The 22144-nt window shown below is 69.5% G+C and carries 23 protein-coding genes and 1 pseudogene; 17 read left to right on the top strand and 7 right to left on the bottom strand.

All coding sequences use genetic code 11. The annotated features are described in order from the left end of the window. Positions 1-127 precede the first annotated feature (127 nt). The gene (gene rpsT / locus ACOQFR_RS09450; RefSeq protein ID WP_034215061.1) at positions 128-397 is read left to right on the top strand and encodes a 30S ribosomal protein S20; all 270 of its coding nucleotides are present in this window, start codon (positions 128-130) and stop codon (positions 395-397) included. Between the two features lie 121 nt (positions 398-518). On the opposite strand, the gene cgtA is transcribed toward rpsT, so the two are convergent. From cgtA to rplU, 3 genes are all read right to left on the bottom strand, one after another. Beyond that, complete coding sequence (gene cgtA / locus ACOQFR_RS09445) at positions 519-1592, bottom strand: Obg family GTPase CgtA (protein ID WP_421381253.1); 1074 nt, start codon at positions 1590-1592, stop codon at positions 519-521. Between the two features lie 147 nt (positions 1593-1739). Further along, positions 1740-2000, bottom strand: coding sequence for a 50S ribosomal protein L27 (gene rpmA / locus ACOQFR_RS09440; protein WP_421381251.1), 261 nt, complete (start codon positions 1998-2000; stop codon positions 1740-1742). Between the two features lie 18 nt (positions 2001-2018). After that, positions 2019-2330: a 50S ribosomal protein L21 gene (gene rplU / locus ACOQFR_RS09435; RefSeq protein ID WP_421381249.1), complete on the bottom strand. Its 312-nt coding sequence runs from the start codon at positions 2328-2330 to the stop codon at positions 2019-2021. Between the two features lie 339 nt (positions 2331-2669). Between rplU and uvrA the strand changes: the two genes are divergently transcribed. Both uvrA and ACOQFR_RS09425 read left to right on the top strand, forming a co-directional pair. Beyond that, positions 2670-5555, top strand: a complete 2886-nt coding sequence (uvrA, locus tag ACOQFR_RS09430) for an excinuclease ABC subunit UvrA (protein WP_421381247.1) — start codon at positions 2670-2672, stop codon at positions 5553-5555. Then, positions 5552-5950, top strand: a complete 399-nt coding sequence (locus ACOQFR_RS09425; protein WP_421381245.1) for an acyl-CoA thioesterase — start codon at positions 5552-5554, stop codon at positions 5948-5950. Before uvrA ends, ACOQFR_RS09425 begins: the two co-directional genes overlap by 4 nt. Positions 5951-5990: 40 nt before the next feature. Here the strand turns inward: ACOQFR_RS09425 and ACOQFR_RS09420 are convergent, their stop codons facing one another. Then, positions 5991-6434 (bottom strand): copper chaperone PCu(A)C, encoded by a 444-nt coding sequence (locus ACOQFR_RS09420; protein WP_421381243.1) that lies wholly within the window; start codon positions 6432-6434, stop codon positions 5991-5993. Between the two features lie 38 nt (positions 6435-6472). Here ACOQFR_RS09420 and ACOQFR_RS09415 point away from each other — a divergent pair, with 38 nt between their 5' ends. Genes ACOQFR_RS09415 through ACOQFR_RS09405 form a run of 3 tightly spaced genes read left to right on the top strand, consistent with a single transcriptional unit; the run spans position 6473 to position 9065 of the window. Further along, positions 6473-7948, top strand: coding sequence for a DUF4139 domain-containing protein (locus ACOQFR_RS09415; protein ID WP_421381241.1), 1476 nt, complete (start codon positions 6473-6475; stop codon positions 7946-7948). Between the two features lie 8 nt (positions 7949-7956). Then, the gene (locus tag ACOQFR_RS09410) at positions 7957-8709 is read left to right on the top strand and encodes an enoyl-CoA hydratase/isomerase family protein (RefSeq protein WP_421381239.1); all 753 of its coding nucleotides are present in this window, start codon (positions 7957-7959) and stop codon (positions 8707-8709) included. Continuing rightward, the gene (locus tag ACOQFR_RS09405; RefSeq protein ID WP_421381237.1) at positions 8706-9065 is read left to right on the top strand and encodes a hypothetical protein; all 360 of its coding nucleotides are present in this window, start codon (positions 8706-8708) and stop codon (positions 9063-9065) included. Before ACOQFR_RS09410 ends, ACOQFR_RS09405 begins: the two co-directional genes overlap by 4 nt. Here the strand turns inward: ACOQFR_RS09405 and ACOQFR_RS09400 are convergent. The 3 genes and pseudogenes from ACOQFR_RS09400 to ACOQFR_RS09390 form a co-directional block, all read right to left on the bottom strand. Further along, positions 9060-9917 (bottom strand): sulfurtransferase, encoded by an 858-nt coding sequence (locus ACOQFR_RS09400; RefSeq protein WP_421381235.1) that lies wholly within the window; start codon positions 9915-9917, stop codon positions 9060-9062. The two genes, ACOQFR_RS09405 and ACOQFR_RS09400, sit on opposite strands and share 6 nt — an antisense overlap. Continuing rightward, positions 9914-10716: pseudogene (locus tag ACOQFR_RS09395) on the bottom strand (NUDIX hydrolase). The gene ACOQFR_RS09400 and the pseudogene ACOQFR_RS09395 overlap by 4 nt, the downstream one beginning before the upstream one ends. A gap of 57 nt (positions 10717-10773) precedes the next feature. After that, complete coding sequence (locus ACOQFR_RS09390) at positions 10774-11508, bottom strand: FKBP-type peptidyl-prolyl cis-trans isomerase N-terminal domain-containing protein (protein WP_421381233.1); 735 nt, start codon at positions 11506-11508, stop codon at positions 10774-10776. A 165-nt stretch (positions 11509-11673) separates the two neighbouring features. Here ACOQFR_RS09390 and ACOQFR_RS09385 point away from each other — a divergent pair, with 165 nt between their 5' ends. From ACOQFR_RS09385 to pstB, 11 genes are all read left to right on the top strand, one after another. Beyond that, a complete protein-coding gene (locus ACOQFR_RS09385) occupies positions 11674-12456 on the top strand; it encodes an enoyl-CoA hydratase/isomerase family protein (RefSeq protein WP_421381231.1) in 783 nt (260 codons plus the stop codon). A 15-nt stretch (positions 12457-12471) separates the two neighbouring features. Beyond that, complete coding sequence (gene rsxC, locus ACOQFR_RS09380) at positions 12472-13998, top strand: electron transport complex subunit RsxC (protein WP_421381229.1); 1527 nt, start codon at positions 12472-12474, stop codon at positions 13996-13998. Next, positions 13995-15035: an RnfABCDGE type electron transport complex subunit D gene (locus ACOQFR_RS09375; protein WP_421381227.1), complete on the top strand. Its 1041-nt coding sequence runs from the start codon at positions 13995-13997 to the stop codon at positions 15033-15035. The genes rsxC and ACOQFR_RS09375 overlap by 4 nt, the downstream gene beginning before the upstream one ends. Next, a complete protein-coding gene (gene rsxG / locus ACOQFR_RS09370; RefSeq protein WP_421381225.1) occupies positions 15032-15700 on the top strand; it encodes an electron transport complex subunit RsxG in 669 nt (222 codons plus the stop codon). Before ACOQFR_RS09375 ends, rsxG begins: the two co-directional genes overlap by 4 nt. Next, a complete protein-coding gene (gene rsxE, locus ACOQFR_RS09365) occupies positions 15697-16341 on the top strand; it encodes an electron transport complex subunit RsxE (protein ID WP_421381223.1) in 645 nt (214 codons plus the stop codon). The genes rsxG and rsxE overlap by 4 nt, the downstream gene beginning before the upstream one ends. Beyond that, positions 16338-16973, top strand: coding sequence for an endonuclease III (nth, locus tag ACOQFR_RS09360; RefSeq protein ID WP_421381221.1), 636 nt, complete (start codon positions 16338-16340; stop codon positions 16971-16973). The genes rsxE and nth overlap by 4 nt, the downstream gene beginning before the upstream one ends. Positions 16974-17087: 114 nt before the next feature. Next, a complete protein-coding gene (locus ACOQFR_RS09355; RefSeq protein WP_421381219.1) occupies positions 17088-18236 on the top strand; it encodes an OprO/OprP family phosphate-selective porin in 1149 nt (382 codons plus the stop codon). A 158-nt stretch (positions 18237-18394) separates the two neighbouring features. Beyond that, positions 18395-19417, top strand: coding sequence for a phosphate ABC transporter substrate-binding protein PstS (pstS, locus tag ACOQFR_RS09350; RefSeq protein WP_421381217.1), 1023 nt, complete (start codon positions 18395-18397; stop codon positions 19415-19417). Between the two features lie 87 nt (positions 19418-19504). After that, a complete protein-coding gene (gene pstC, locus ACOQFR_RS09345; protein WP_421381215.1) occupies positions 19505-20470 on the top strand; it encodes a phosphate ABC transporter permease subunit PstC in 966 nt (321 codons plus the stop codon). Continuing rightward, complete coding sequence (gene pstA / locus ACOQFR_RS09340) at positions 20470-21333, top strand: phosphate ABC transporter permease PstA (RefSeq protein WP_421381213.1); 864 nt, start codon at positions 20470-20472, stop codon at positions 21331-21333. Before pstC ends, pstA begins: the two co-directional genes overlap by 1 nt. Continuing rightward, positions 21326-22141, top strand: a complete 816-nt coding sequence (pstB, locus tag ACOQFR_RS09335) for a phosphate ABC transporter ATP-binding protein PstB (RefSeq protein WP_421381211.1) — start codon at positions 21326-21328, stop codon at positions 22139-22141. Before pstA ends, pstB begins: the two co-directional genes overlap by 8 nt. Positions 22142-22144: the final 3 nt, after the last annotated feature.

The following is a 22144-nucleotide window of genomic DNA, read 5'->3' as shown; positions in this document are numbered from 1 at the left end:
AGCTACTGAATCCTCCATAATTTCGGGTCTTTCCAGCTCCACCCCGGCCTGTCCGCAGGCCAGTGCCCAAAAATTCCCGCCGGTTCCCACCGATCCGGCCACCAACCATCGATTTCAGGAGCCCTCCGTGGCCAACATCAAGTCCGCCAAGAAGCGCGCCAAGCAGACCGTCGTCCGCAACGCCCGCAATGCCAGCCAGCGTTCCATGCTGCGTACCGCCGTGAAGAAGGTCATCAAGGCCCTGGAAGCCAAGGACGCCGCCGGCGCCGAAGCCGCCTTCGCGACCGCCCAGCCGATCCTGGACCGCTACTCGGCCCGTGGCCTGATCCACCGCAACAAGGCGGCCCGCCACAAGAGCCGCATCAGCGCCCACATCAAGGCGCTCAAGCAGGCCTGAGCCGCCGGCGCCGCAGGGCGCCCGCGACAGGGTCGAAAAAAGGCCGGCGCAAGCCGGCCTTTTTGCTGCCTGGAATCCGGCAGGTCCGCGGGCGGCCTGCCTGCCCTGCACCGCCGCGGCCTCAGGCATTGCGGGCCATCTCCGCGCGGGCAGCCACGTCTTCGGCCGCTTCCAGGGCCGCCGCCTTGCGGTCATCGAAGAACTGCTGGATGCGCAGCACGATCGGCCAGGTGCCCTCGCGACCGATGGCCGAGGCCATGAACCACGGCTCCTTCCAGTCCAGTTCGCGGATCACCGCCTCGGCGCGCGCCTGGCGCTCGTCCTCGGGGATCAGGTCGCACTTGTTCAGCACCAGCCAGCGCGGCTTCTCCAGCATGCCGGGGTCGTACTTGCGCAGTTCGTTTTCGATCGCGCGCACCTGCGTCACCGGGTCCACGCCCTCGTCGAACGGCGCCATGTCCACCAGGTGCAGCAGCACGCGCGTGCGCTGCACGTGGCGCAGGAACAGGCTGCCCAGGCCGGCGCCGTCGGCCGCGCCCTCGATCAGGCCGGGGATGTCGGCGATCACGAAGCTGCGGTCCATCTCGACGCTGACCACGCCCAGGTTCGGGTGCAGGGTGGTGAAGGGATAGTCGGCCACCTTCGGCGTCGCGGCCGAGACCGCGCGGATGAAGGTGGACTTGCCCGCATTGGGGAAGCCCAGCAGGCCGACGTCGGCCAGCAGCTTCATCTCAAGCCGGATCTCGCGCTCCTCGCCGGGCGTGCCGGTGCCGGCCTTGCGCGGCGCGCGGTTGACCGAACTCTTGAAGTGCACGTTGCCCTTGCCGCCGATGCCGCCCTGCGCTACCAGCAGGCGGTCGCCGTGCGCGGTGAGGTCGCCGATGATTTCGTCGGTCTCGACGTTGATCACTTCGGTGCCGATGGGGACTCGGATGACGATGTCGTCGCCGGCCTTGCCGAAGGCCTGGCGGCCCATGCCGCTCTGCCCGCTCTGGGCGCGGAACTGGCGCTGGTGGCGGAAGTCGATCAGGGTGTTGAGGTTCTCGTCGGCCTCGAGGAACACGCTGCCGCCGTTGCCGCCATCGCCGCCGTCGGGGCCTCCGAGCGGAATGAACTTCTCGCGGCGGAAGCTGATGCAGCCGTTGCCGCCTTTTCCGGCGTACACCATGATCTGGGCTTCATCGACGAATTTCACTGGGTGCTTCCCGTGCGGAAGGACGAGCCGTCCGCCGCGATTGTGGGCCGTCCGCGCCGCGCCGTGAAGGGCGCCCGCGGGAAAAGCCGGGTTCTGAAACGAAAAGCCCCGCCGAAGCGGGGCCCTTCAGGCGATGCCGTTGGCGGTTCAGGCCGCCGGCACCACGCTCACGGTGCGACGCTTGTTGGGACCCTTGACCGAGAAGTCCACCACGCCATCGATGAGGGCGAACAGGGTGTGGTCGCGGCCGAGGCCGACGCCCATGCCCGGGTGGTACTCGGTGCCGCGCTGGCGGACGATGATGTTGCCGGCTTCGATCGCCTGGCCGCCATACATCTTCACGCCGAGGTATTTCGGGTTCGAATCGCGGCCGTTGCGGGACGAGCCTACGCCTTTTTTCTGTGCCATGACGTTATCTCCTCGGGCTTAGCCGGCGATGCCGGTGATTTCGATTTCGGTGAAGTACTGCCGGTGGCCCATCTGCTTGCGATGGTGCTTGCGGCGACGGAACTTGACGATGCGGACCTTGTCCAGGCGGCCGTGCGACTTGACGGTGGCGGTGACCACCGCGCCGGCCAGGTTCGGCGTGCCGACGGTGACGGTGTCGCCGTTGCCGATCATCAGGACGCTGTCGATATTGAAGCTCTTGCCTTCTTCCAGGTCGATCTTCTCGACCTTCAGGGTCTCGCCCTGCATGACGCGGTACTGTTTACCGCCGGTGACGATGATTGCGTACATGACCGTGGATTCCTCTAGTAGTTATTTTGAGCATGCCTGCCCGCGGTCAACGGGACAGAAGCGGAATTCTAGGGGAAAAACCCCTTTCCGGTCAAACCCTTCCCACCCGTAAGCGAAAGCCAACGAAAGCCAACGTACCAGGTATGTTTTCTTTGGCCGATGAGACAGGGGTTGGGCCCGTGTCTCACCGGCCAAAGAAAACGTACCTGGTACGCGATCAGGGGTTCGGTAAGCCCCTGTCAGGGCTGGCTTTTGCCCGCGTCCACGCGGGGGTCACGGCCGGCCCGCGCGGGTTTGCTAGACTGCCCGGCTGCCCCTTCCGGAGCCACCCCCAGGCGCATGGACACGATCCGCATCCGCGGTGCCCGCACCCACAACCTCAAGAACATCGACCTGGACCTGCCCCGGGACAAGCTCATCGTCATCACGGGCCTGTCCGGCTCGGGCAAGTCCTCCCTGGCCTTCGACACCATCTATGCCGAGGGCCAGCGCCGCTACGTCGAGTCGCTGTCGGCCTATGCCCGGCAGTTCCTGAGCGTGATGGAAAAGCCCGACGTGGACCACATCGAGGGCCTGTCCCCGGCCATCTCGATCGAGCAGAAGTCCACCTCGCACAACCCGCGGTCGACCGTCGGCACCATCACCGAGGTCTACGACTACCTGCGGCTGCTGTTCGCGCGGGTCGGCACGCCCCGCTGCCCGGACCACCACTACCCGCTCGAGGCCCAGACCGTGGGCCAGATGGTGGACCAGGTGCTGGCCCTGCCCGAGGACCGCCGCTACATGCTGCTGGCCCCGGTGATCCGCGAGCGCAAGGGCGAGCACGCCCAGGTCTTCGACCAGCTGCGCGCCCAGGGCTTCGTGCGCGTGCGGGTGAACGGCGCACTGCACGAGCTCGACGCCGTGCCGGCGCTGGCCCTGCGCCAGAAGCACACCATCGAGGCCGTGATCGACCGCTTCAAGCCCCGCGAGGACCTCAAGCAGCGCCTGGCCGAAAGCTTCGAAACCGCACTCAAGCTGGGCGACGGCCTGGCCCAGGTGCAGGACCTGGACGACGAATCCGCCGCGCCCCTGCTGTTCTCGTCCAAGTTCAGCTGCCCCGCCTGCGATTACGCCCTGCCGGAACTCGAGCCGCGCCTGTTTTCCTTCAACTCGCCCGTCGGCGCCTGCCCGGCCTGCGATGGCCTGGGCATCACCCAGTTCTTCGATCCCTCGCGCGTGGTGGTGCACCCCGAGCTGAGCCTGGCGGCCGGCGCCGTGCGCGGCTGGGACCGCCGCAACGCCTACTACTTCCAGCTCATCGCCTCGCTGGCCAAGCACTACGGCTTCAGCGCCGACACCCACTGGAACGAGCTGGATGAAAAGGTCCGGCAGGCAGTGCTGTACGGCAGCGGCAACGAGGTCATCAGCTTCACCTACCTCACCGAGTCCGGCGGCCGCACCGTGCGCAAGCACAAGTTCGAGGGCATCGTGCCCAACCTCGAGCGCCGCTACCGCGAGACCGAGTCCCAGGCGGTGAAGGAAGAGCTGGCCAAGTACATCTCCGACCGCGCCTGCCCCGACTGCGGCGGCGCCCGGCTCAACCGTTCGGCGCGCAACGTCTTCGTGGCCGAACGCAACCTGCCGCAGATCACGCAACTGCCGGTGGACGAGTCACTGGCGTTCTTCTCCGGCCTGAAGCTCTCGGGCTGGCGCGGCGAGATCGCCACCAAGATCGTCAAGGAAATCCGCGACCGCCTGCGTTTCCTGGTGGACGTGGGCCTGGATTACCTCACGCTGGAGCGCAAGGCCGACAGCCTCTCGGGCGGCGAAGCCCAGCGCATCCGCCTGGCCAGCCAGATCGGCGCCGGCCTGGTGGGCGTGATGTACGTGCTCGACGAGCCCTCCATCGGCCTGCACCAGCGCGACAACGAGCGCCTGCTCGGCACGCTCACGCGCCTGCGCGACATGGGCAACACCGTGATCGTGGTCGAGCACGACGAGGACGCGATCCGCCTGGCCGACCACATCGTGGACATCGGTCCCGGCGCGGGCGTGCACGGCGGCGAAGTGGTGGCCCAGGGCAGCTATGCCGATGTGCTCAAGGCCCCGCGCTCGATCACCGGCGCCTACCTGTCGGGCAAGCGCCGCATCGAGATCCCGGCCAAGCGCCACAAGCCCAATCCGAAGATGATGCTGAAGCTGCTGGGCGCCACCGGCAACAACCTCAAGGACGTGGACCTGCACATCCCCGCGGGGCTGTTCACCTGCATCACCGGCGTGTCGGGCTCGGGCAAGTCCACGCTGGTCAACGACACGCTCTACCACCTGGCCGCCAACGAGCTCAACGGCGCCTCGCACACGCCGGCGGCGCATCGCGAAATCCAGGGCATGGAGCTGTTCGACAAGGTGGTGGACATCGACCAGTCGCCGATCGGCCGCACGCCGCGTTCGAATCCGGCCACCTACACCGGGCTGTTCACGCCGCTGCGCGAACTGTTCGCGCAGGTGCCCGAGGCGCGCGCCCGCGGCTATTCGCCGGGCCGCTTCAGCTTCAACGTGCGCGGCGGACGCTGCGAGGCCTGCCAGGGCGATGGCCTGATCAAGGTCGAGATGCACTTCCTGCCCGACGTGTACGTGCCCTGCGACGTCTGCCACGGCAAGCGCTACAACCGCGAGACGCTGGAGATCCGCTACAAGGGCTACAACGTGCACGACGTGCTGGACATGACGGTCGAGGACGCCCTGAAGCTGTTCGAGCCGGTGCCGACCCTGGCCCGCAAGCTCGAGACGCTGATGGACGTGGGCCTGAGCTACATCAAGCTCGGCCAGTCGGCCACCACCCTGTCGGGCGGCGAAGCCCAGCGCGTGAAGCTGTCGAAGGAACTCAGCCGCCGCGACACCGGCCGCACGCTTTACATTCTGGACGAGCCCACCACCGGCCTGCACTTCCACGACATCGAGCACCTGCTGGCCGTGCTGCACAAGCTGCGCGACGACGGCAACACCATCGTGGTGATCGAGCACAACCTGGACGTGATCAAGACCGCCGACTGGATCGTGGACCTGGGCCCCGAGGGTGGCCATCGCGGTGGCCGCATCCTGGCCGAGGGCACGCCCGAGCACCTGGCCACGATCACCGAGTCGCACACCGGCCAGTTCCTGGCGCGCATGCTGGCCAGCACGCCGGCCAAGACCACTCCCAACCCGGGCGTCGCCGCCCCCCGCCGGAAGAAGCGCCCATGAACAAGGTCGTGCACGCGGTGGACCTGGAAGTGCGCTGGCGCGACATGGACGCCTTCAACCACGTCAACAACGCCAGCTATCTGGGCTACATCGAGGAAGCGCGCGTGCGCTGGTTCAAGTCGCTGACGCCCGACTGGGCCGGCGCCGCCGCCGCGCCGATCATGGCGGCGGTGACCGTCAACTACCGTCGTCCGATCGGCTGGCCTGAAACCCTGCGGGTGGAACTGCTCGCCGAGCGCCTGGGCAACAAGAGCCTCACCCTCGCGCATCGCATCACGTCGACCACCGATGCCGACGTGCTGTACTGCGATGGCCACACCGTGCTGGTCTGGGTGGACGCGCAGGGCCAGTCGGTGCCACTGCCCGCGGCCGTGCGCGCGGCCTGCGCGGACTGAGCCTGGCACCGGGCGCGCCAACGGCGCCGCCTGACGCGACTCAGGGCGCCTGACGCCGGACCGGCAGCTCGGAATAGACGCGACGACCGTCCGCCAGCACCAGGCGCAGCCTGACGCGGCTGCCCTCGGGCAGCGGCTTGGGCGGCTTCATCAGCATCAGGTGCAGGCCGCCCGGCGCAAAACGCAGCTCGCCGCGTGCGGGCACCTCGAGTCTGCCGGCCGCGCGCATGCGGCTGACGCCGTCGACCTCCTCGGTGCGATGGATCATCGGCATGGCGAAGTCCAGGCTTTCCACATCCACGACCGACACCGCGGCATCGCAGGGATTCTTCAGCACCAGATACCCGGCCAGCGTGGCGGCTCCCGGCGGCGCGGCGCGCACCCAGCCCTGGTCGATCACCGGCGCGCACGCAGGCGCGGCCCCAACCGAAGCTGAAGACAGGCCGGCCAGCCACAACCCCAGGAACCAGCGTGGGACGTTCATCGCCCTATGATAATCCCACGCGCCCCTGGAGTTGATGGATGAAAACCGCCCCGCTTGCCCTCGCCCTCGTCGCCGCCCTCGCCAGCGCCGACGACACACACGCCGCCCCCGCCAGCCTCACCGTCTACAGCGGCGACTACGATGCCGTGGTGCAGTCCGAAGCCTCTCCCGGCGGCCCGGGCTTCGCGCTCTACGAGTCGATGGTGTCTTTTGACTTGGCCACGGGCCGGACCAGCGTGAGGCTGGGGCAACTGCCCGCCGCCCTCGACGCCAGCTCGGTGCGGCTGCGCCCGCGCGGCCAGGCCCGCGTGGACGGCCAGCGCTTCGACTTCGCGCTCGCCGGCCAGGACGAACTGCTGCGCCGCGCGATCGGCCAGACCGTCACGGTCGAGCAGCCGGTCGGCGACACCCGCCAGACCCACACCGGCGTGCTGATGGCCACTGGCGGCGGACTCACGCTGCGCCTTCCCGATGGCCGCGTGAAAGTGCTTTCCAGCTTCTCCAGCTTCGAACTGTCCCGCCTGCCCGACGGCATGGTCAACGAACCCACGCTGGCCTGGGACCTGCAGGCGGGTTCCGCGGGGCGGCAGGACTTCGACCTGGCCTATGCGACCGCCGGCCTGGCTTGGCGCGCGGAATACCAGGCCGACCTGAGCGGCGGCGTGCAGGCCTGCCGCATGGACCTGGAAGGCGCGGCGATGGTGGTCAACCGCTCCGGCGCCGACTTCGGCCCGGTGGCGCTGACCCTGGTGGCCGGCGAACCCAACCGCACGCCAGTGTCCGGGCCGTCCCGCGTCTACGCGCGGGAACAGAGCGACATGGCCTTCGCCGCAGCGCCGCCGGCCCCGGAAGCGGTGGCCTCGGGCGAGTACCACGCCTACCGCCTGCCCGGCACCAGCATGCTGTCGCAGGGCAGCGTGCAGCGCGTGCCGCTGCTCGATCCGGCGCGTGGCCTGGCCTGCCAACGACGCTACGAAACCCGGGCCAACTTCGGCGGCTGGCGTCCGCCGCAGCCGATGCTGGATCCCAACTTCAATTCCGGCACCGGTCCGCAGCCGGTCATAGCCAGCCTCGCCTTCGAGAACACCAAGCCCGCGGGCCTGGGCGTGCCGCTGCCGGCCGGCCGGGTGCGCGTTTTCGACGGCAAGGATCTGCTCGGCGAAGCCAGCCTTCCGCACACGGCCGCCAAGTCGCGGGTGGAGCTGGACCTGGGCACCGTGTTCGACCTGGTCGCCGAACGCACCCGCGAAGACTTCCGCGTGGACCGCGCCGGCCGCCAGATGGAGGAGCGCGTCAGCGTGCTGGTGCGCAACGCCAAGTCGGAAGCGGCCGTGGTGCGCGTGGTCGAACCGCTGCCGCGCTGGAGCGACTGGGAGGTGACCGCCAGCAGCGTGCCGGCCAGCAAGCGCGACGCCCAGACCACCACCTTCGACCTGCCGGTCCCGGCCGGCGGCGAGGCGCGTCTGACCTACACGGTGCGGTATCGTTGGGCTCCCGACGTCAAGATCGATTGAGGCCCGCGATGAGCATCCAACTCCACCGCCACGGATCGCTGCAGGAAATCCGCCTGGCGCGGCCCCCCGTGAACGCGCTCACGCCCGAACTGCTCACGGCGCTGCGCGTGGCCGTGCAGGCGGCGCCCGCGGAGGGTGCGCGCGGCATCATCCTCACCGGCGGCGACAAGGTCTTCTCCGGCGGCATGGACGTGCCGCACCTGATGGGCCTGGACCGCGACGAACTGCGGGCCGGCTGGTCCACGCTGTTCTCGGCGGCGCGGGCGATCGCCCGCTCGCCGGTGCCGGTGGTTGCCGCCATCGGCGGCCACAGCCCCGCCGGCGGCTGCGTGCTGGCGCTGTGCTGCGACTACCGCATCATGGCGCGCGGTCCCTTCCGCATCGGCCTGAATGAAGTGCAGGTGGGCCTGGTGGCGCCCGACGCCATCCAGTACCTGATGCGCCGCGTGGTCGGCACCTACCGCGCCGAGCGCCTGCTGGTCTCGGGCGCCCTGGTGGAAGCCGAACACGCGCAGGCGATCGGCCTGGTGGACGAACTCACCGATGCCGAGCACGTCACCGCGCGGGCCGTGCATTGGCTCGAGGAACTGCTCAAGCTGCCGGCCGCCTCGATGCAGGCCACCCGCACCATCGCGCGCGCCGACCTGGTGGCGGCGCTGGACGGCTTCGACGACCACCTGCTCGACGGCTTCCTCGACGACTGGTATTCGGCCGGCACGCAGGCGGCGCTGCAGGCGCTGGTGGCGAGGCTGAAGAAGTGAAACGGCTGCTGATGCTGCTGGTGCTGGGGCTGCTGGTGGCCTGCACCAAACCGGTGCCCACCGACCACCGCGACTACATCGGCCTCTGGGAAGGCCCGGGCATGCGCCTGGACATCCAGCCCGACGGCGATTCCCGATACGAACGCGAGCGCGAAGGCCGCAGCACCCGCATCAGCGGTCCGGCCCACGACTTCACCACCAGCGGCTTCAAGATCGGCATCGGCCCGCTCAGCGCGCGTTTCAAGGTCAGCCGTGCACCGGCGCAGGTCGAGGGTCAGTGGACCATGACCGTGGATGGCGTGGCGCTGGTGCGCGTTCGCGCCTACGCGGAACCGGGCGGCGGCGTGCGGCTATGAGGCCGCGCCGGTCGCCACCGGACGCGCGCGGTCGCTGACCCACCCGCTCCATGAGCCGGCGTAGATGCGTGCGCCGTGCAGGCCCGCGTGCTCCATCGCCAGCAGGTTGTGGCAGGCGGTGACGCCCGAGCCGCAGCCCAGCACCACCTCCGCCGGATCCCGACTGCCGATCAGCGCCAGGAACTCCTCGCGCAGTTTCCCTGCCGGCTTGAACACGCCCTGCACCAGGTTGTACGCGTAAGGGCGGTTGCGCGCGCCGGGCACGTGGCCGGCCACCGGGTCCAGCGGTTCGACCTCCCCGCGGAAACGCTCGGGTGCCCGTGCGTCGAGCAGCCAGCCCGGCGCTTCGTGCAGGCGCGACATCACTTCCTGCACGTCGGCGACCTGCGCCAGGTCGAACTGGCCGGCGTAATCGCCAGGCTCGTGCGCAGGGATTGCCGTTTCCAGCGGCAGGCCGCGCGCGGTCCATGCCGCCAGCCCGCCGTCCAGCACGGCTACGCGTGCGTGTCCGAGCAGTCGCAGCAGCCACCAGAAACGCGCAGCCGCCATCGCGCCCTCGCCGGCGTCATAGGCCACCACTTGGGTGCCGGGGCCGATGCCCAGCCGCCGCAGAACGGCGGTGAAGTCCGCCGCGTCCGGCAGCGGATGCCGGCCCTGCGCCGCCGGCTTGCGGTGGTCGGACAGATCCCGGTCCAGATGCACGTGGCCCGCGCCGGGCAGGTGCCCCGCGCGCCAGGTCTGCTCGCCCGCGTCGGCGTCGGCCAGGACATGGCGGCAATCCACCACCACCAGGTCCGCCGCCCCGAGGCTGGCCGCGAGATCGGCCGCAGTAACCAGCGTGGTCCAGTTCATCCGGCCTGCTCCAGACGGTGGCGGAAGTTCACCAGCATCGCCGCAGTGGCGCCCCAGATGCGGTGCTGCAGGTACTGGAACTCCAGCAGCTTGCGCCTTTTGCCCTGCCAGTCCACTTCCTGTTCGCGCACGTTCGCGGGATCGAGCAGGAAGGCCAGCGGCACTTCAAAGGCCTCGGCCACTTCCGACGGATCCAGGCGCGGCACGTAACGGTCCGACACCGTGGCCACCACCGGATACACGTGGAAGCCGGTGATGGTGACGAAGGGATCCAGGTAACCCAGCGGCGAGGATAGCGCGGCCTCCAGGCCAACTTCCTCATGCGCCTCGCGCAGCGCCGCGGCGACCGGGTCGGGGTCCTCGGGCTCGATGCGGCCACCCGGGAAGCTGATCTGTCCTGCATGGTGGCGCAGGGCTTCGGTGCGCCGGGTGAGCAGCACCTGCGGGCCGTAGGTCCTCTCGACGAGCGCCACCAGCACGGCGGCCGGCCGCAGCGGGGTCTCGGCGGGCAGCAGGTCGGCCAGTTCGGCGTGGTTCCAGCCGGGGCCGTCGGGGGCCCGGGCCAGCGGATGCAGCGCGCGCGGCAATCGATCGAAGGGATCGAAGGCCGGGTTCACCCGCGATGCGCCTCGCGGCGCGGCAGGACCACTTCCATCAGGTGCAGGCGCTCGTCGTCGTTCATCTGGCCCCAGCGGGCGATCTCGGCCGAGCTGCGGTGGCAGCCTTCGCACAGGCCCTGTGCGTCCAGCGAGCAGATGCCGATGCAGGGACTGAGCACGGCGCGGAAAACGGGATTCATGGGGTCACAAACGCAAAACCGCCGCGCCGGAGGACCCGGCGCGGCGGCTGATTGCGATTACTGGCCGACCGAAACCAGCTTGATGTCGAACACCAGCGCCTGGCCCGGACCGACCGGCGAACGCGGGTCGTTGCCGAAAGCCTGGTCGGCAGGCAGGTAGACCTCCCAGCGGGAACCGGCCGGCATCTGCAGCAGCGCGGTCTGGACGCCCTTGATCGGGAACTCGGACACGGTGAACGAGGCCGGGGTCGGGGTCTGCTGGTTGTAGGTGTTGGCGAACTCCTGGCCGCTGGACACCGAACCGCGGTAGTGCATCTGCACCTTGCTCGAGGCGGTCGGCTTGGCGCCGGTGCCCGGCTCGATCACGCGGTACTGGATGTTGCTGCCCGGGAGCAGCGTGACACCCGGCTTGCTGCGGTTGGCGGCCAGGAAGGCATCGGACTTGGCCTTGTTGTCGCGCGCCATCGCTTCGAAATCGGAGCGGGCCTTGGCCATCATGCGCTGCTGCAGACCGGCCAGCTGGGCGTCGAGCTGCGCCTGCGGGGTGGTCGGCGCCTTCTTGGCGTAACCGTCCTGCACGGCGCGGATCACCGCGTTGATGTCCACATCGACGCCGCGGTCGGCGAGGTCCTTGCCCAGGTCGTAACCGATGGCGTAGCTCAGGACCGGCTTGTTGACCGGCGGCGGCGCGGGCTGGGCCTGCGGGGCGGGGGCCGGGGCGGTCTGGGCCAGGGCAATGCCGGCGCTCAGACCAAGGGCCGCCACGGAGGCAGCCAACAGACGCAACTTCATCAGGAAATCTCCAGTGGTTGAAACCGGGGCAATGTGGGGCCCCGAAGGCCGCGCTAGGATAGCCCCGGCACGGCTGAACCGCTACTGACACCGGGCCCGGACCCCTGCATCGACCGGCGATGGCGCCCGCAAGTTCCCGCCGCAGCCCCAATTAACGGAGTTTTCATGGTTTCCAGCAACCTGCTCGTCGAGGATCGCGGCGCGGTCCGGCGCATCACGCTCAACCGCCCCGACAAGCTCAACGCGCTTAACCACGCCACCCTCACCGACCTGCACCAGGCCTTCGAGGCCGCCGGCCGTGACGACGCGGTGCGCGTGGTGGTGCTCACCGGCGCCGGCCCCAAGGCCTTCGTCGCGGGCGCCGACATCGCCGAAATGAACGGTTTGAGCCCCGTGCAGGCGCGCGATTTCTCGCGCCACGGCCAGGCCCTGATGCGCCGCATCGAAACCCTGGGCAAGCCGGTGCTGGCGATGGTCAACGGCTTCGCGCTGGGCGGTGGCCTGGAGCTGGCCATGGCCTGCCACCTGCGGATCCTGGCGGACACCGCGAAGATCGGGCAGCCGGAGGTGAACCTGGGCCTGGTGCCGGGCTTCGGCGGCACGCAGCGGCTGCTGCGCCTGGCCGGTCGCGGCGCCGCGCTGGAGCTGTGCCTGCTGGGCCAGCCCATCGACGCGGCGCGCGCGCTGCAACTGGGCATCGCCACCCGCGTGGTCGCCGCCGATCAGCTGGAGGCCGAGACCGACCGTGTCGCCGACCAGCTGGCCGCGTCCGCGCCGCAGGCGCTGCGCGGCGTGCTCGATGCGGTGATCACCGGCGGTGACGGCCCGCTCGAGGCGGGCCTGGACTACGAGACCCAGGTGTTCGCCGTGGCCTTCTCCACCCAGGACATGAAGGAAGGCACGGGCGCCTTCCTGGCCCGACGCAAGCCGGAATTCAGCGGCCGCTGAGGCCGCGGCGAGGCCATGCGCCTGCATCGCTTCCACGGCGGCCTGCGGCTGGCCGGCCACAAGGCCGAGTCCACGCGGGACGGGCTGCGCACCTGCACGCTGCCCGAGTGCCTGCAGGTTTCACTGCTGCAGCACGCCGGCGAGGCCGCCCTGCCCTGCGTCGCCGTCGGCGAGGTCGTGGTGGCCGGGCAGCGCATCGGCGTGGCCACCGGGGAATTCAGCGCGCACGTGCACGCGCCGGCCAGTGGCCGCGTGCGCTCGGTGTCGTCGCGGCCCGTGCCGCACCTGCCCGGCGTCGAGGCACTGCACGTGGGGATTGCCGTGGATGCGATCCAGCCCGCGGCGCCGCTGGCCCTGCCGGCGATGGACGCCGCGACCGCGACCCCCGGCGAACTGCGCGAGCGGGTTCGCGAAGCCGGCATCGTAGGCCTGGGCGGCGCCGGCTTCCCGACGGCCGAAAAACTTTCCGCCGGCCGCGAGCTGCTCGTGCTCAATGGCGCCGAATGTGAACCCTGGATGGCCTGCGACGATGCCCTGCTGCGCGCGCATGCCGGCGACGTGCTGCGTGGCGGGCTGCTGCTGGCCCGCGCGGTCGGCGCCACCCGCGTGCTGCTCGCGATCGAGGACCGCATGGCCGAAGCGCTGGCCGCCGCACACGCGGCCGCCACCGCGCTGAACGACCACGAAAGCAGCGCCGTCGAAGTGGTCGCCGTCCCGACCCGCTATCCGGCCGGCGGCGAGCGCCAGCTGATCCAGGTCCTGACCGGCCGCGAGGTTCCGCGCGGCGGCCTGCCGCGCGACCTGGGCATCCTGGTGCACAACGTTGCCACGGCGCGCGCGGCCTGGCGCGCGGTCGCGCTGGGCGAAGTGCTGGTGTCCCGCATCGTCAGCGTGACCGGGCGCGGCGTGGCCGATCCGGCCAACTACGTCGTGCCGCTGGGCACGCCGGTTTCGCATCTGGTCACGCAGGCCGGTGGCTACACGCCCGCAGCGGCCCGGCTGCTGCTGGGCGGCCCGATGATGGGACAGGCGCTGGCGCACGACGAGGTTCCGATTGGCAAGACGCAGGGCGCGGTGCTGGTGCTGTCGTCGGATGACGTCGCGGACGAGCGCGGCGAGATGCCCTGCATCCGCTGCGGCGACTGCGCCAGCGCCTGCCCGTCGCGTCTGCAGCCACAGATGCTGCTGTGGCAGCTGCGCGCCGACCGACTTGACCGCGCCAGCGACCAGGGGCTGTTCGACTGCATCGAGTGCGGCGCCTGCGACCTGGTCTGCCCCAGCCATATTCCATTGACGGCGCATTTCCGCCACGGCAAGTCGACCCTCCGTCTGCGCGCCCTGGACGCCGGCCGGGCGCAGGCCGCACGTGAGCGCCACGAGTCGCGCCAGCAGCGGCTGGAGCGCGAATCGCGCGAGCGCGCCGAACGCGACGCCCGCCGCGCCAGCGCGCTGGACGCGAGCAGTGACGACGCCGTGGCCGCCGCGCTCGCCCGCGCCCGCGCAAAACGCGCCGCGGCCGCCGACCCCGGTACGCCGCCATGAAGACCTTCCAGACCGCCAGCTCACCGCATCTGCCGGCGCGGCGCAGCGTGCGCGGCGTCATGGCCCGGGTGCTGCTGGCGCTCGTGCCGGGCGTGCTGGCGCATGCCTGGTTTTTCGGGCCCGGCATCGTGCTGCAGATCGTGATGGCGACCGGCTTCGCGCTGGCCTTCGAGGCGGCGATGCTGCACTTGCGCGGGCGGCCGCTGCGGCCCTTCCTCACCGACCTCAGCGCGCCGCTCACCGCGGTGCTGTTCGCGCTGTGCCTGCCTTCGCTGGCGCCGTGGTGGCTGGCGGCGGTGGGCATGGCCGCGGCCATCGTGGTGGCCAAGCATCTGTTCGGCGGGCTGGGCAACAACCTCTTCAACCCGGCCATGGTGGGCCTGGCCGTGGTGCTGCTGTGTTTCCCGCGCGAGTTCACGCAGTGGTTGCCGCCCGCGGGCCTGGACCTGCCGGTGCCCGGCTGGGGCGCCAGCCTGCGGGCCGTGCTCACCGGTGAGCTGCCGGCGCCCTGGGGCTGGGACATGCTGGCCCAGGCCACGCCGCTCGACACCGTGCGCACGCTCGCCAGCCAGGGCGCGACCCTGGCGGAAATCCGCGACTCGGCCGTCTTCGGCGACTTCGGCGGACAGGGCTGGGAATGGGTGGCCAACGCCTATGCCCTTGGCGGCCTGTGGTTGCTGTACCAGCGGCTGATCCCGTGGCAGGTACCCGCAGCCGTGCTGGGCACGGTGGTGCTGGCCACGCTGCCGTTCTGGCTGCTCGATCCCGACCTGCATCCGTTCCCGCTGCAGCATGTCTTCTCCGGCGGCCTGGTGCTGGCGGCGTTCTTCATCGCCACCGATCCGGTCAGCGGCTGCAGCACCCCGCGCGGACGACTGGTGTTCGGCGCGGGCGTGGCGGTGCTGACGCTGGTGATCCGGCGCTGGGGCGCGTTCCCCGACGGCATCGCGTTCGCGGTGCTGATCATGAACTGCGCGGCACCGTGGATCGACCAGCACACCCGGCCGCGCATCCTGGGCGAAGGCCGCCACCCATGAGCGAGGCCGCGCGCGAATCGCTGCGGGCCGGCGCACAGCTGGCGCTGGCGGCCCTGCTTGCCACCGCGCTGCTGGCCGGCACCCACCTGCTCACCCGCGGCCGCATCGCCGAGTCCGAACTTCGCAGCCAGCGCGAGGCGCTGCAGATCGTGCTTCCGCCGGCATCGCACGACAATGATCCGGTGACCGATGCCGTCACCGTGCAGGCACCGGCGTGGCTGGGCCAGGCCTCGGCCAGGGTCCATCGCGCGCGGCTGCGCGGACAGCACAGCGCCCTGGTGCTGGAACTCACCGCACCCGACGGCTACGCCGGGCCGATCCGCCTGCTGATGGCGGTGGATCGCGAGGGACGCGTGCTGGGCGTGCGCGTCACCGGCCACCAGGAAACGCCCGGTCTGGGCGACGACATCGAGGCCGGGCGCAGCGACTGGATCACGCGCTTCACCGGGCGTTCGCTGCAGGATCCGCCCGCGCCGCGCTGGGCCGTGCGGCGCGACGGCGGCGACTTCGACCAGTTCTCCGGCGCGACCGTGACGCCGCGCGCGGTGGTGGCGGCCGTGCGGCGCGGCCTGGAGTTCGTCGCGCGCCACGGCGACGCACTCCGCACGGCGGAGGCCGGCGCTACACTTTCCCTCCAGACGGCCCCCGACGCTGCCCCGCCATGACCGCCCCGAGTCCGCGCGCCATCCTTGAGTACGGCCTGTCCAGCGGCAACACCGGCCTGGTGCAGCTGCTGGGCTTGTGCCCGCTGCTGGCGGTAAGCAACAACGCCGTCAATGCGCTGGGCCTGGGCCTGGCCACGCTGCTGGCCCTCACGCTAACCAACGCCGCGGTCGCGACAATACGGCGGCTCACGCGCCGCGACGTGCGCATCCCGGCCTTCATCCTCGTCATCGCCGCCGTGGTCACCTCGATCGAGCTGGGCCTGCGCGCCTTCCTGCCGGAACTGCACGCCGTGCTCGGCCTGTTCATTCCGCTGATCGTGACCAACTGCGCGCTGATGGGCCGCGCCGAAGCCTTTGCCTCGCGGCACGACCCGGCGCGCGCGGCGCTGGACGGCTTCGCGGTGGGCCTGGGCTTCCTCTGGGTGATCCTGCTGATCGGCACGGTGCGCGAAGCGGTCGGCGAAGGCAGCCTGTTCGCAGGCGCCGGCCGGCTGCTGGGCCTGCCCGGCCTGGAGCTGTCGGTGCCGGGCTATCCGGGCTTCCTGATTGCCGTGCTGCCGACCGGCGCCTTCCTGGTGCTGGCGACGCTGGTGGCGATGCGGCAGGGCTGGCGGCTCCGCGCGGGGCGCACCGTCGCATGAAGGCCGACCAGCGCCGCGAACTGTTCGCCCGCCTGGCCGAACTCAACCCGCACCCCACCACCGAACTCGAATACAGCACGCCATATGAACTGCTGGTGGCCGTGGCGCTGTCGGCGCAATCCACCGACGTGGGCGTGAACAAGGCCACGCGACGGCTGTTCGCGGAGGCCAACACGCCGCAGCAGATGCTGGACCTGGGCGAAGCCGCGCTCAAGCGCCACATCGCTTCGCTGGGGCTGTTCAACACCAAGGCCGCCAACGTCATTGCCGCCGCGCGCCAGCTGGTGGACGCGCACGGCGGTGAAGTGCCGCGTGACCGCGATGCGCTCGAAGCCCTGCCCGGCGTCGGCCGCAAGACCGCGAACGTGGTGCTCAATACGGCCTTCGGCGAACCCACCATCGCAGTGGACACCCACATCTTTCGCGTCGCCAACCGCACCGGCCTGGCCCCCGGCAAGACCGTGCGCGCGGTCGAGGACAAGCTGCTCAAGGCCGTGCCGGCCGAGTACCGGCGCGATGCCCACCATTGGCTGATCCTTCACGGACGCTACGTCTGCAAGGCGCGCCGGCCCGAGTGCCCCAAATGTGTCATCCGCGACCTGTGCCGCTACCGCGACAAGACGACGGAGTGAAGGCAAGGCGTGCGGGAGGACTGTCATATGTCACTGTCTGTCACAATAACGAAACCTTCACACCCTAACCTGCGCCGGCCTCCTCCCCTTACTCCCACGTCGCAGGGATTCCCCATGAAACTCGCTCCCAAGCTGCTCGCCGCCGCCGTCCTGGCCGCGCTCTCCACCCCGGCCTTCGCCGAGATCACCATCGACGTCATCGGCGGCTCCGAAGTGTCCTTCGAGGGCCTGATCCAGATGGACGGCAACTGGTTCGACAACGACATCACCGACCTCAACGGCGTCTCCATCAACGGCGACGACACCGAGTTCGAGCTGCGCCGCGCCGAGATCGTGCTCAAGGGCAAGGGCCCGGGCAACTGGAACTGGGTGGTCGGCTACGACGCCAAGGCCGACAAGTTCCTCGACACCAACGTGCAGTACCGCTTCAACGCCCAGACCTTCCTGACCGTGGGCCAGTACAAGCAGCCCAACAGCCTGGAAGAACTGTCGAGCACCAAGAACAACGACTTCATCTCCAAGGCCATGACCACCAACCTGCAGGGCGTCGCCCGCCGCATGGGCGTGCAGCTGGCCTACCTGCAGACCAACTGGGGCATCACCGGCAGCGCCTACGGCGACGAGCTGACCCGCAACCTGGCCCAGGGCCCGGGCTACGGCGTGCGCGGCTACTTCGCCCCGATCAACGAATCGGGCAACTTCCTGCACCTGGGCCTGTCGTACAACGACTTCGAGGCCGAGGACGCCAACGGCAATGCGTCGGCCCGCTTCCGCGTGCGCCCCGATGCCGACCTGGCCACCGCCCGCCTGGTGGACACCGGCAACTTCGCCGACGCCGACCGCATCGCCACCACCGGCTTCGAAGCCGCCTACGTCAACGGCCCGGTGAAGGTGCAGGCCGAGTACATGACCTCGGACATCAGCCGCGACCTCAATCCCGACTTCAGCGGCGACAGCTGGTACGTCTACGGCGTCTGGAACGTCACGGGCGAGACCTGGGGCTACCGCAACGGCGTCATCACCACCGGCCTGCCGGACGATCCGGCCTCGGGCATGTGGCAGGTGGGCCTGCGCTACGACACCGTGGACCTCAACGACGGCCTGGTCCGCGGCGGCACCGAGGACAACTGGACCGTGGGCGTGAACTGGTACTGGCGCTCGAACTACAAGTTCTCGGCCAACTACGTGATGGTGGACGCCGACCGCCAGGGCCTGGACCAGAGCCCGAACATCTTCGAGCTGCGCGCCCAGTTCTACTGGTAAGCCCCGCATGAACGGCGCCCCGGCAACCGGGGCGCCCTGCCGGCCCCTGCGCCGGAATGTAACCGCGCTGTCACATTCGTCATAAATCATAGTCCTGCCGGCCGGACCGCCTCCTCCCCCGCGGTCCCGGCCGGCACCCTCACTCCAAGGAGTCGACCGTGTTCAGTTCGATCAAGACCCAGTCCCGCATCGCCGTGCTCGCCATCGCCGGCGTGCTTGGCGCAAACGCCCAGGCCGCCGAAATCACCGGCGCCGGCGCCTCCTTCGTGTTCCCGGCCATGTCCAAGTGGTCGGCCGACTACAACGCTGCCACCCAGCACCGGGTGAACTACCAGTCCATCGGTTCGGGTGGCGGCATCGCCCAGATCAAGGCGGCCACGGTGGACTTCGGTTCGTCCGACGCCCCGCTCAAGGCCGATGACCTGGCCGCCAGCGGCCTGTACCAGTTCCCGTCGGTCTCCGGCGGCATCGTGCCGGTGGTCAACATCCCGGGCCTGGAAATGGGCAAGATGCGCTTCACCGGCCCGATCCTGGCCGACATCTTCCTGGGCAAGATCAAGAACTGGAACGATCCGGTGATCGCCGCGGTCAACCCGGGCGTGCCGCTGCCGGACCTGCGCATCACCGTTGTGCACCGCTCCGACGGTTCGGGCACCACCTTCAACTTCGTCAACTACCTCTCCAAGGTCAGCGTCGAGTGGCGCGAGAAGGTCGGTGAAGGCACCTCCGTGCGCTGGCCGACCGGCGTGGGCGGCAAGGGCAACGAGGGCGTGGCCGCGTACACCAAGCAGATCAAGGGCGCCATCGGCTACGTCGAGCTGTCCTATGCGCTGGTGAACAAGCTCAACTACGCCGCGGTGCGCAACCGGGCCGGCAACTTCATCGTCCCGAGCAACGAGTCCATCGCCGCGGCCGCCGCCAGCGCCGACTGGGCCGGCGCCAAGGACTTTTCGCTGGTGATCACCGATGCCCCGGGTGCCGACGCGTACCCGATCTCGGCCACCAACTTCATCCTGATGCACAAGACCCCGAAGAACCCCGAGAGCTCCAAGCAGGCCCTCGAGTTCTTCACCTGGGTCTATGCCAACGGCGACGCCGCCGCCACGGAGCTGGGCTACGTGCCGCTGCCGGACGAGCTGGTTGCCCAGATCAAGACCTACTGGACCCAGGTCGCCAAGTAATCGCCTGCTGCACCGACCGCGCGCGCCCTCCGGCGCGCGCGGTTGTTTCCGGACCCCGCACGCGCCACACCTAACCCTGGGCCTCGAATGCAAGCTCCTGCCGCCGCGAACGACCCCGCACCCCGATTCCTCGACGGCATCGGCGACTGGCTGTTCCGCAACATCGTCGCCGTCGCCGGCTGGTTCGTGCTCATCACCCTGTTCCTGGCGGCGTTCTCGATGTACTGGGGCGGACGCGAGGCCTTCTCGGAATTCGGCTGGGGCTTCCTGACGTCCACCGAGTGGAATCCGGTGACCGAGCAGTACGGCGCCCTGGTCGCCATCTACGGCACCCTGGTCACCACGGCCATCGCAATGATCATCGCGGTGCCGGTCAGCTTCGGCATCGCCCTGTTCCTCACCGAGGTCGCCCCGGTCTGGCTGCGGCAGCCGCTGGGCTCGGCGATCGAACTGCTGGCGGGCATCCCGTCCATCATCTACGGCATGTGGGGCCTGTTCGTGCTGGCGCCGCTGCTGGGCAACCACGTCTACCCCTGGGTGGACGAGAACCTGGGCACCTGGCCGGTGCTGGGTGCCCTGTTCCGCGGCCCGCCGCTGGGTATCGGCATGCTCACCGCCGGCATCGTGCTGGCGATCATGGTCATCCCCTTCATCTCCTCGGTGATGCGCGAGGTCTTCCTTACCGTGCCTACCCGGCTCAAGGAATCGGCCTACGCGCTGGGCTCGACCACCACCGAGGTGGCCTGGGACATCGTGCTGCCCTACACCCGCTCGGCGGTGATCGGCGGCATCTTCCTGGGCATGGGCCGCGCCCTGGGCGAAACCATGGCGGTCACCTTCGTGCTGGGCAATGCCCATCGCATCAGCGCCTCGCTGCTGGAGCCGGGCAATTCCATCGCCGCCAGCGTGGCCAACGAGTTCGCGGAGGCCACGACCCCGATGTACCAGTCGGCGCTGCTGGCGCTGGGCTTCCTGCTGTTCGTGGTCACCTTCATCGTGCTGTCGATCGCCAAGCTGATGCTGATGCAGCTCAAGAAGCGGGAGGGCAAGTGATGGCCACCGTCGCCGACCGCCTGTTCCTGCGCCGCCGCGTCGTCAATGGCGTGTCCCTCGTGCTTTCCGGCTTCGCCGCGCTGTTCGGCATGTTCTGGCTGGTGTGGATCCTGTGGACCACGTTCACCAAGGGCGTGGACGCGATGAGCCTGCAGCTGTTCACCGAGATGACGCCGCCGCCGGGCCAGGCCACCGGTGGCCTGCTCAACGCCATCGCCGGCAGCCTGCTGATCAGCGGCCTGGCCGTGCTGATGGGCGCGCCGATCGGCGTGGCCGCCGGCACCTTCCTGGCCGAGTACGTCAACCACCGCCGCCTGGGCGAGGTCATCCGCTTCGTCAACGACATCCTGCTGTCGGCGCCGTCGATCGTGCTGGGCCTGTTCGTCTACACGCTGGTGGTGCGGACTACCGGCGGCTTCTCGGGTTTCGCCGGCGCCATCGCGCTGGCCTTCATCGTGCTGCCGGTGGTGGTGCGCACCACCGACGAGATGCTGCAGCTGGTGCCGACCCAGATGCGCGAGGCGGCGCTGTCGCTGGGCATCCCGCAGTGGAAGGTCACCACGCAGATCCTCTACCGCGCGGCCGCGCCGGGCATCCTCACCGGCGTACTGCTGGCGCTGGCGCGCATCAGCGGCGAAACCGCACCGCTGCTGTTCACCGCCTTCAACAACCAGTACTGGAACATGGACCTGACCCAGGCGGTGCCCAACCTGCCGGTCACCATCTTCCAGTTCGCCCTGAGCCCCTTCGAGTACTGGAACCAGCTGGCCTGGGCCGGCGCCTTCCTGATCACGGTGTTCGTGCTGATCGTCAGCCTCACCGCCCGCTTTTTCCTGCTTCGCAAGAAGATGAGCCATGACTGACGTCTCGATCGCCTTTTCCACCGCCGTGCCGGCCGCGGCCGAGCTGGCCCCGCGCAGCGCCAAGCTGTCGGCGCGCAACCTGGCCTTCAAGTACGGTGACTTCACCGCGCTCAAGGACATCAACCTGGATGTGCCGGAAAAGCGCGTGACCTCGCTGATCGGGCCGTCCGGCTGCGGCAAGTCGACCCTGCTGCGCATCTTCAACCGCATCTACTCGATCTACCCCGGCCAGAGCGCCAGCGGCCAGGTGCTGCTGGACGGCGAGAACATCCTCGACCCCAAGTACCCGCTCAACAAGCTGCGCAGCAAGGTCGGCATGGTGTTCCAGAAGCCGGTGCCGTTCCCGATGTCGATCTACGACAACATCGCCTACGGCATCGGCCACTACGAGAAGCTCTCGCGCGCCGAGATGGACGTGCGGGTGGAAGAAGCGCTGAACCAGGCGGCGCTGTGGGGCGAGGTCAAGGACAAGCTCAAGCAGAGCGCCCTGGGCCTGTCCGGCGGCCAGCAGCAGCGCCTTTGCATTGCCCGCGCGGTGGCGCTCAAGCCGCAGGTGATCCTGTTCGACGAGCCGACCTCGGCGCTGGACCCGATCGCCACCGGCAAGATCGAGCAGCTGATCTCCGAGCTCAAGCAGCAGTTCACGATCCTGATCGTGACCCACAACATGCAGCAGGCGGCGCGTTGCTCGGACTACACCGCCTTCATGTACCTGGGCGAGCTGGTCGAACACGGCGTCACGTCCACCATCTTCACCAAGCCGACCAAGCAGCAGACCGAAGACTACATCACCGGCCGTTTCGGCTGAGCA

Origin of the sequence: Arenimonas sp. MALMAid1274, assembly GCF_049195245.1 — a bacterium.
Taxonomy (GTDB): domain Bacteria; phylum Pseudomonadota; class Gammaproteobacteria; order Xanthomonadales; family Xanthomonadaceae; genus Arenimonas.
Note: the sequence above shows the minus strand (reverse complement) of the source record. Positions and strands in the feature narration are given on the sequence as shown.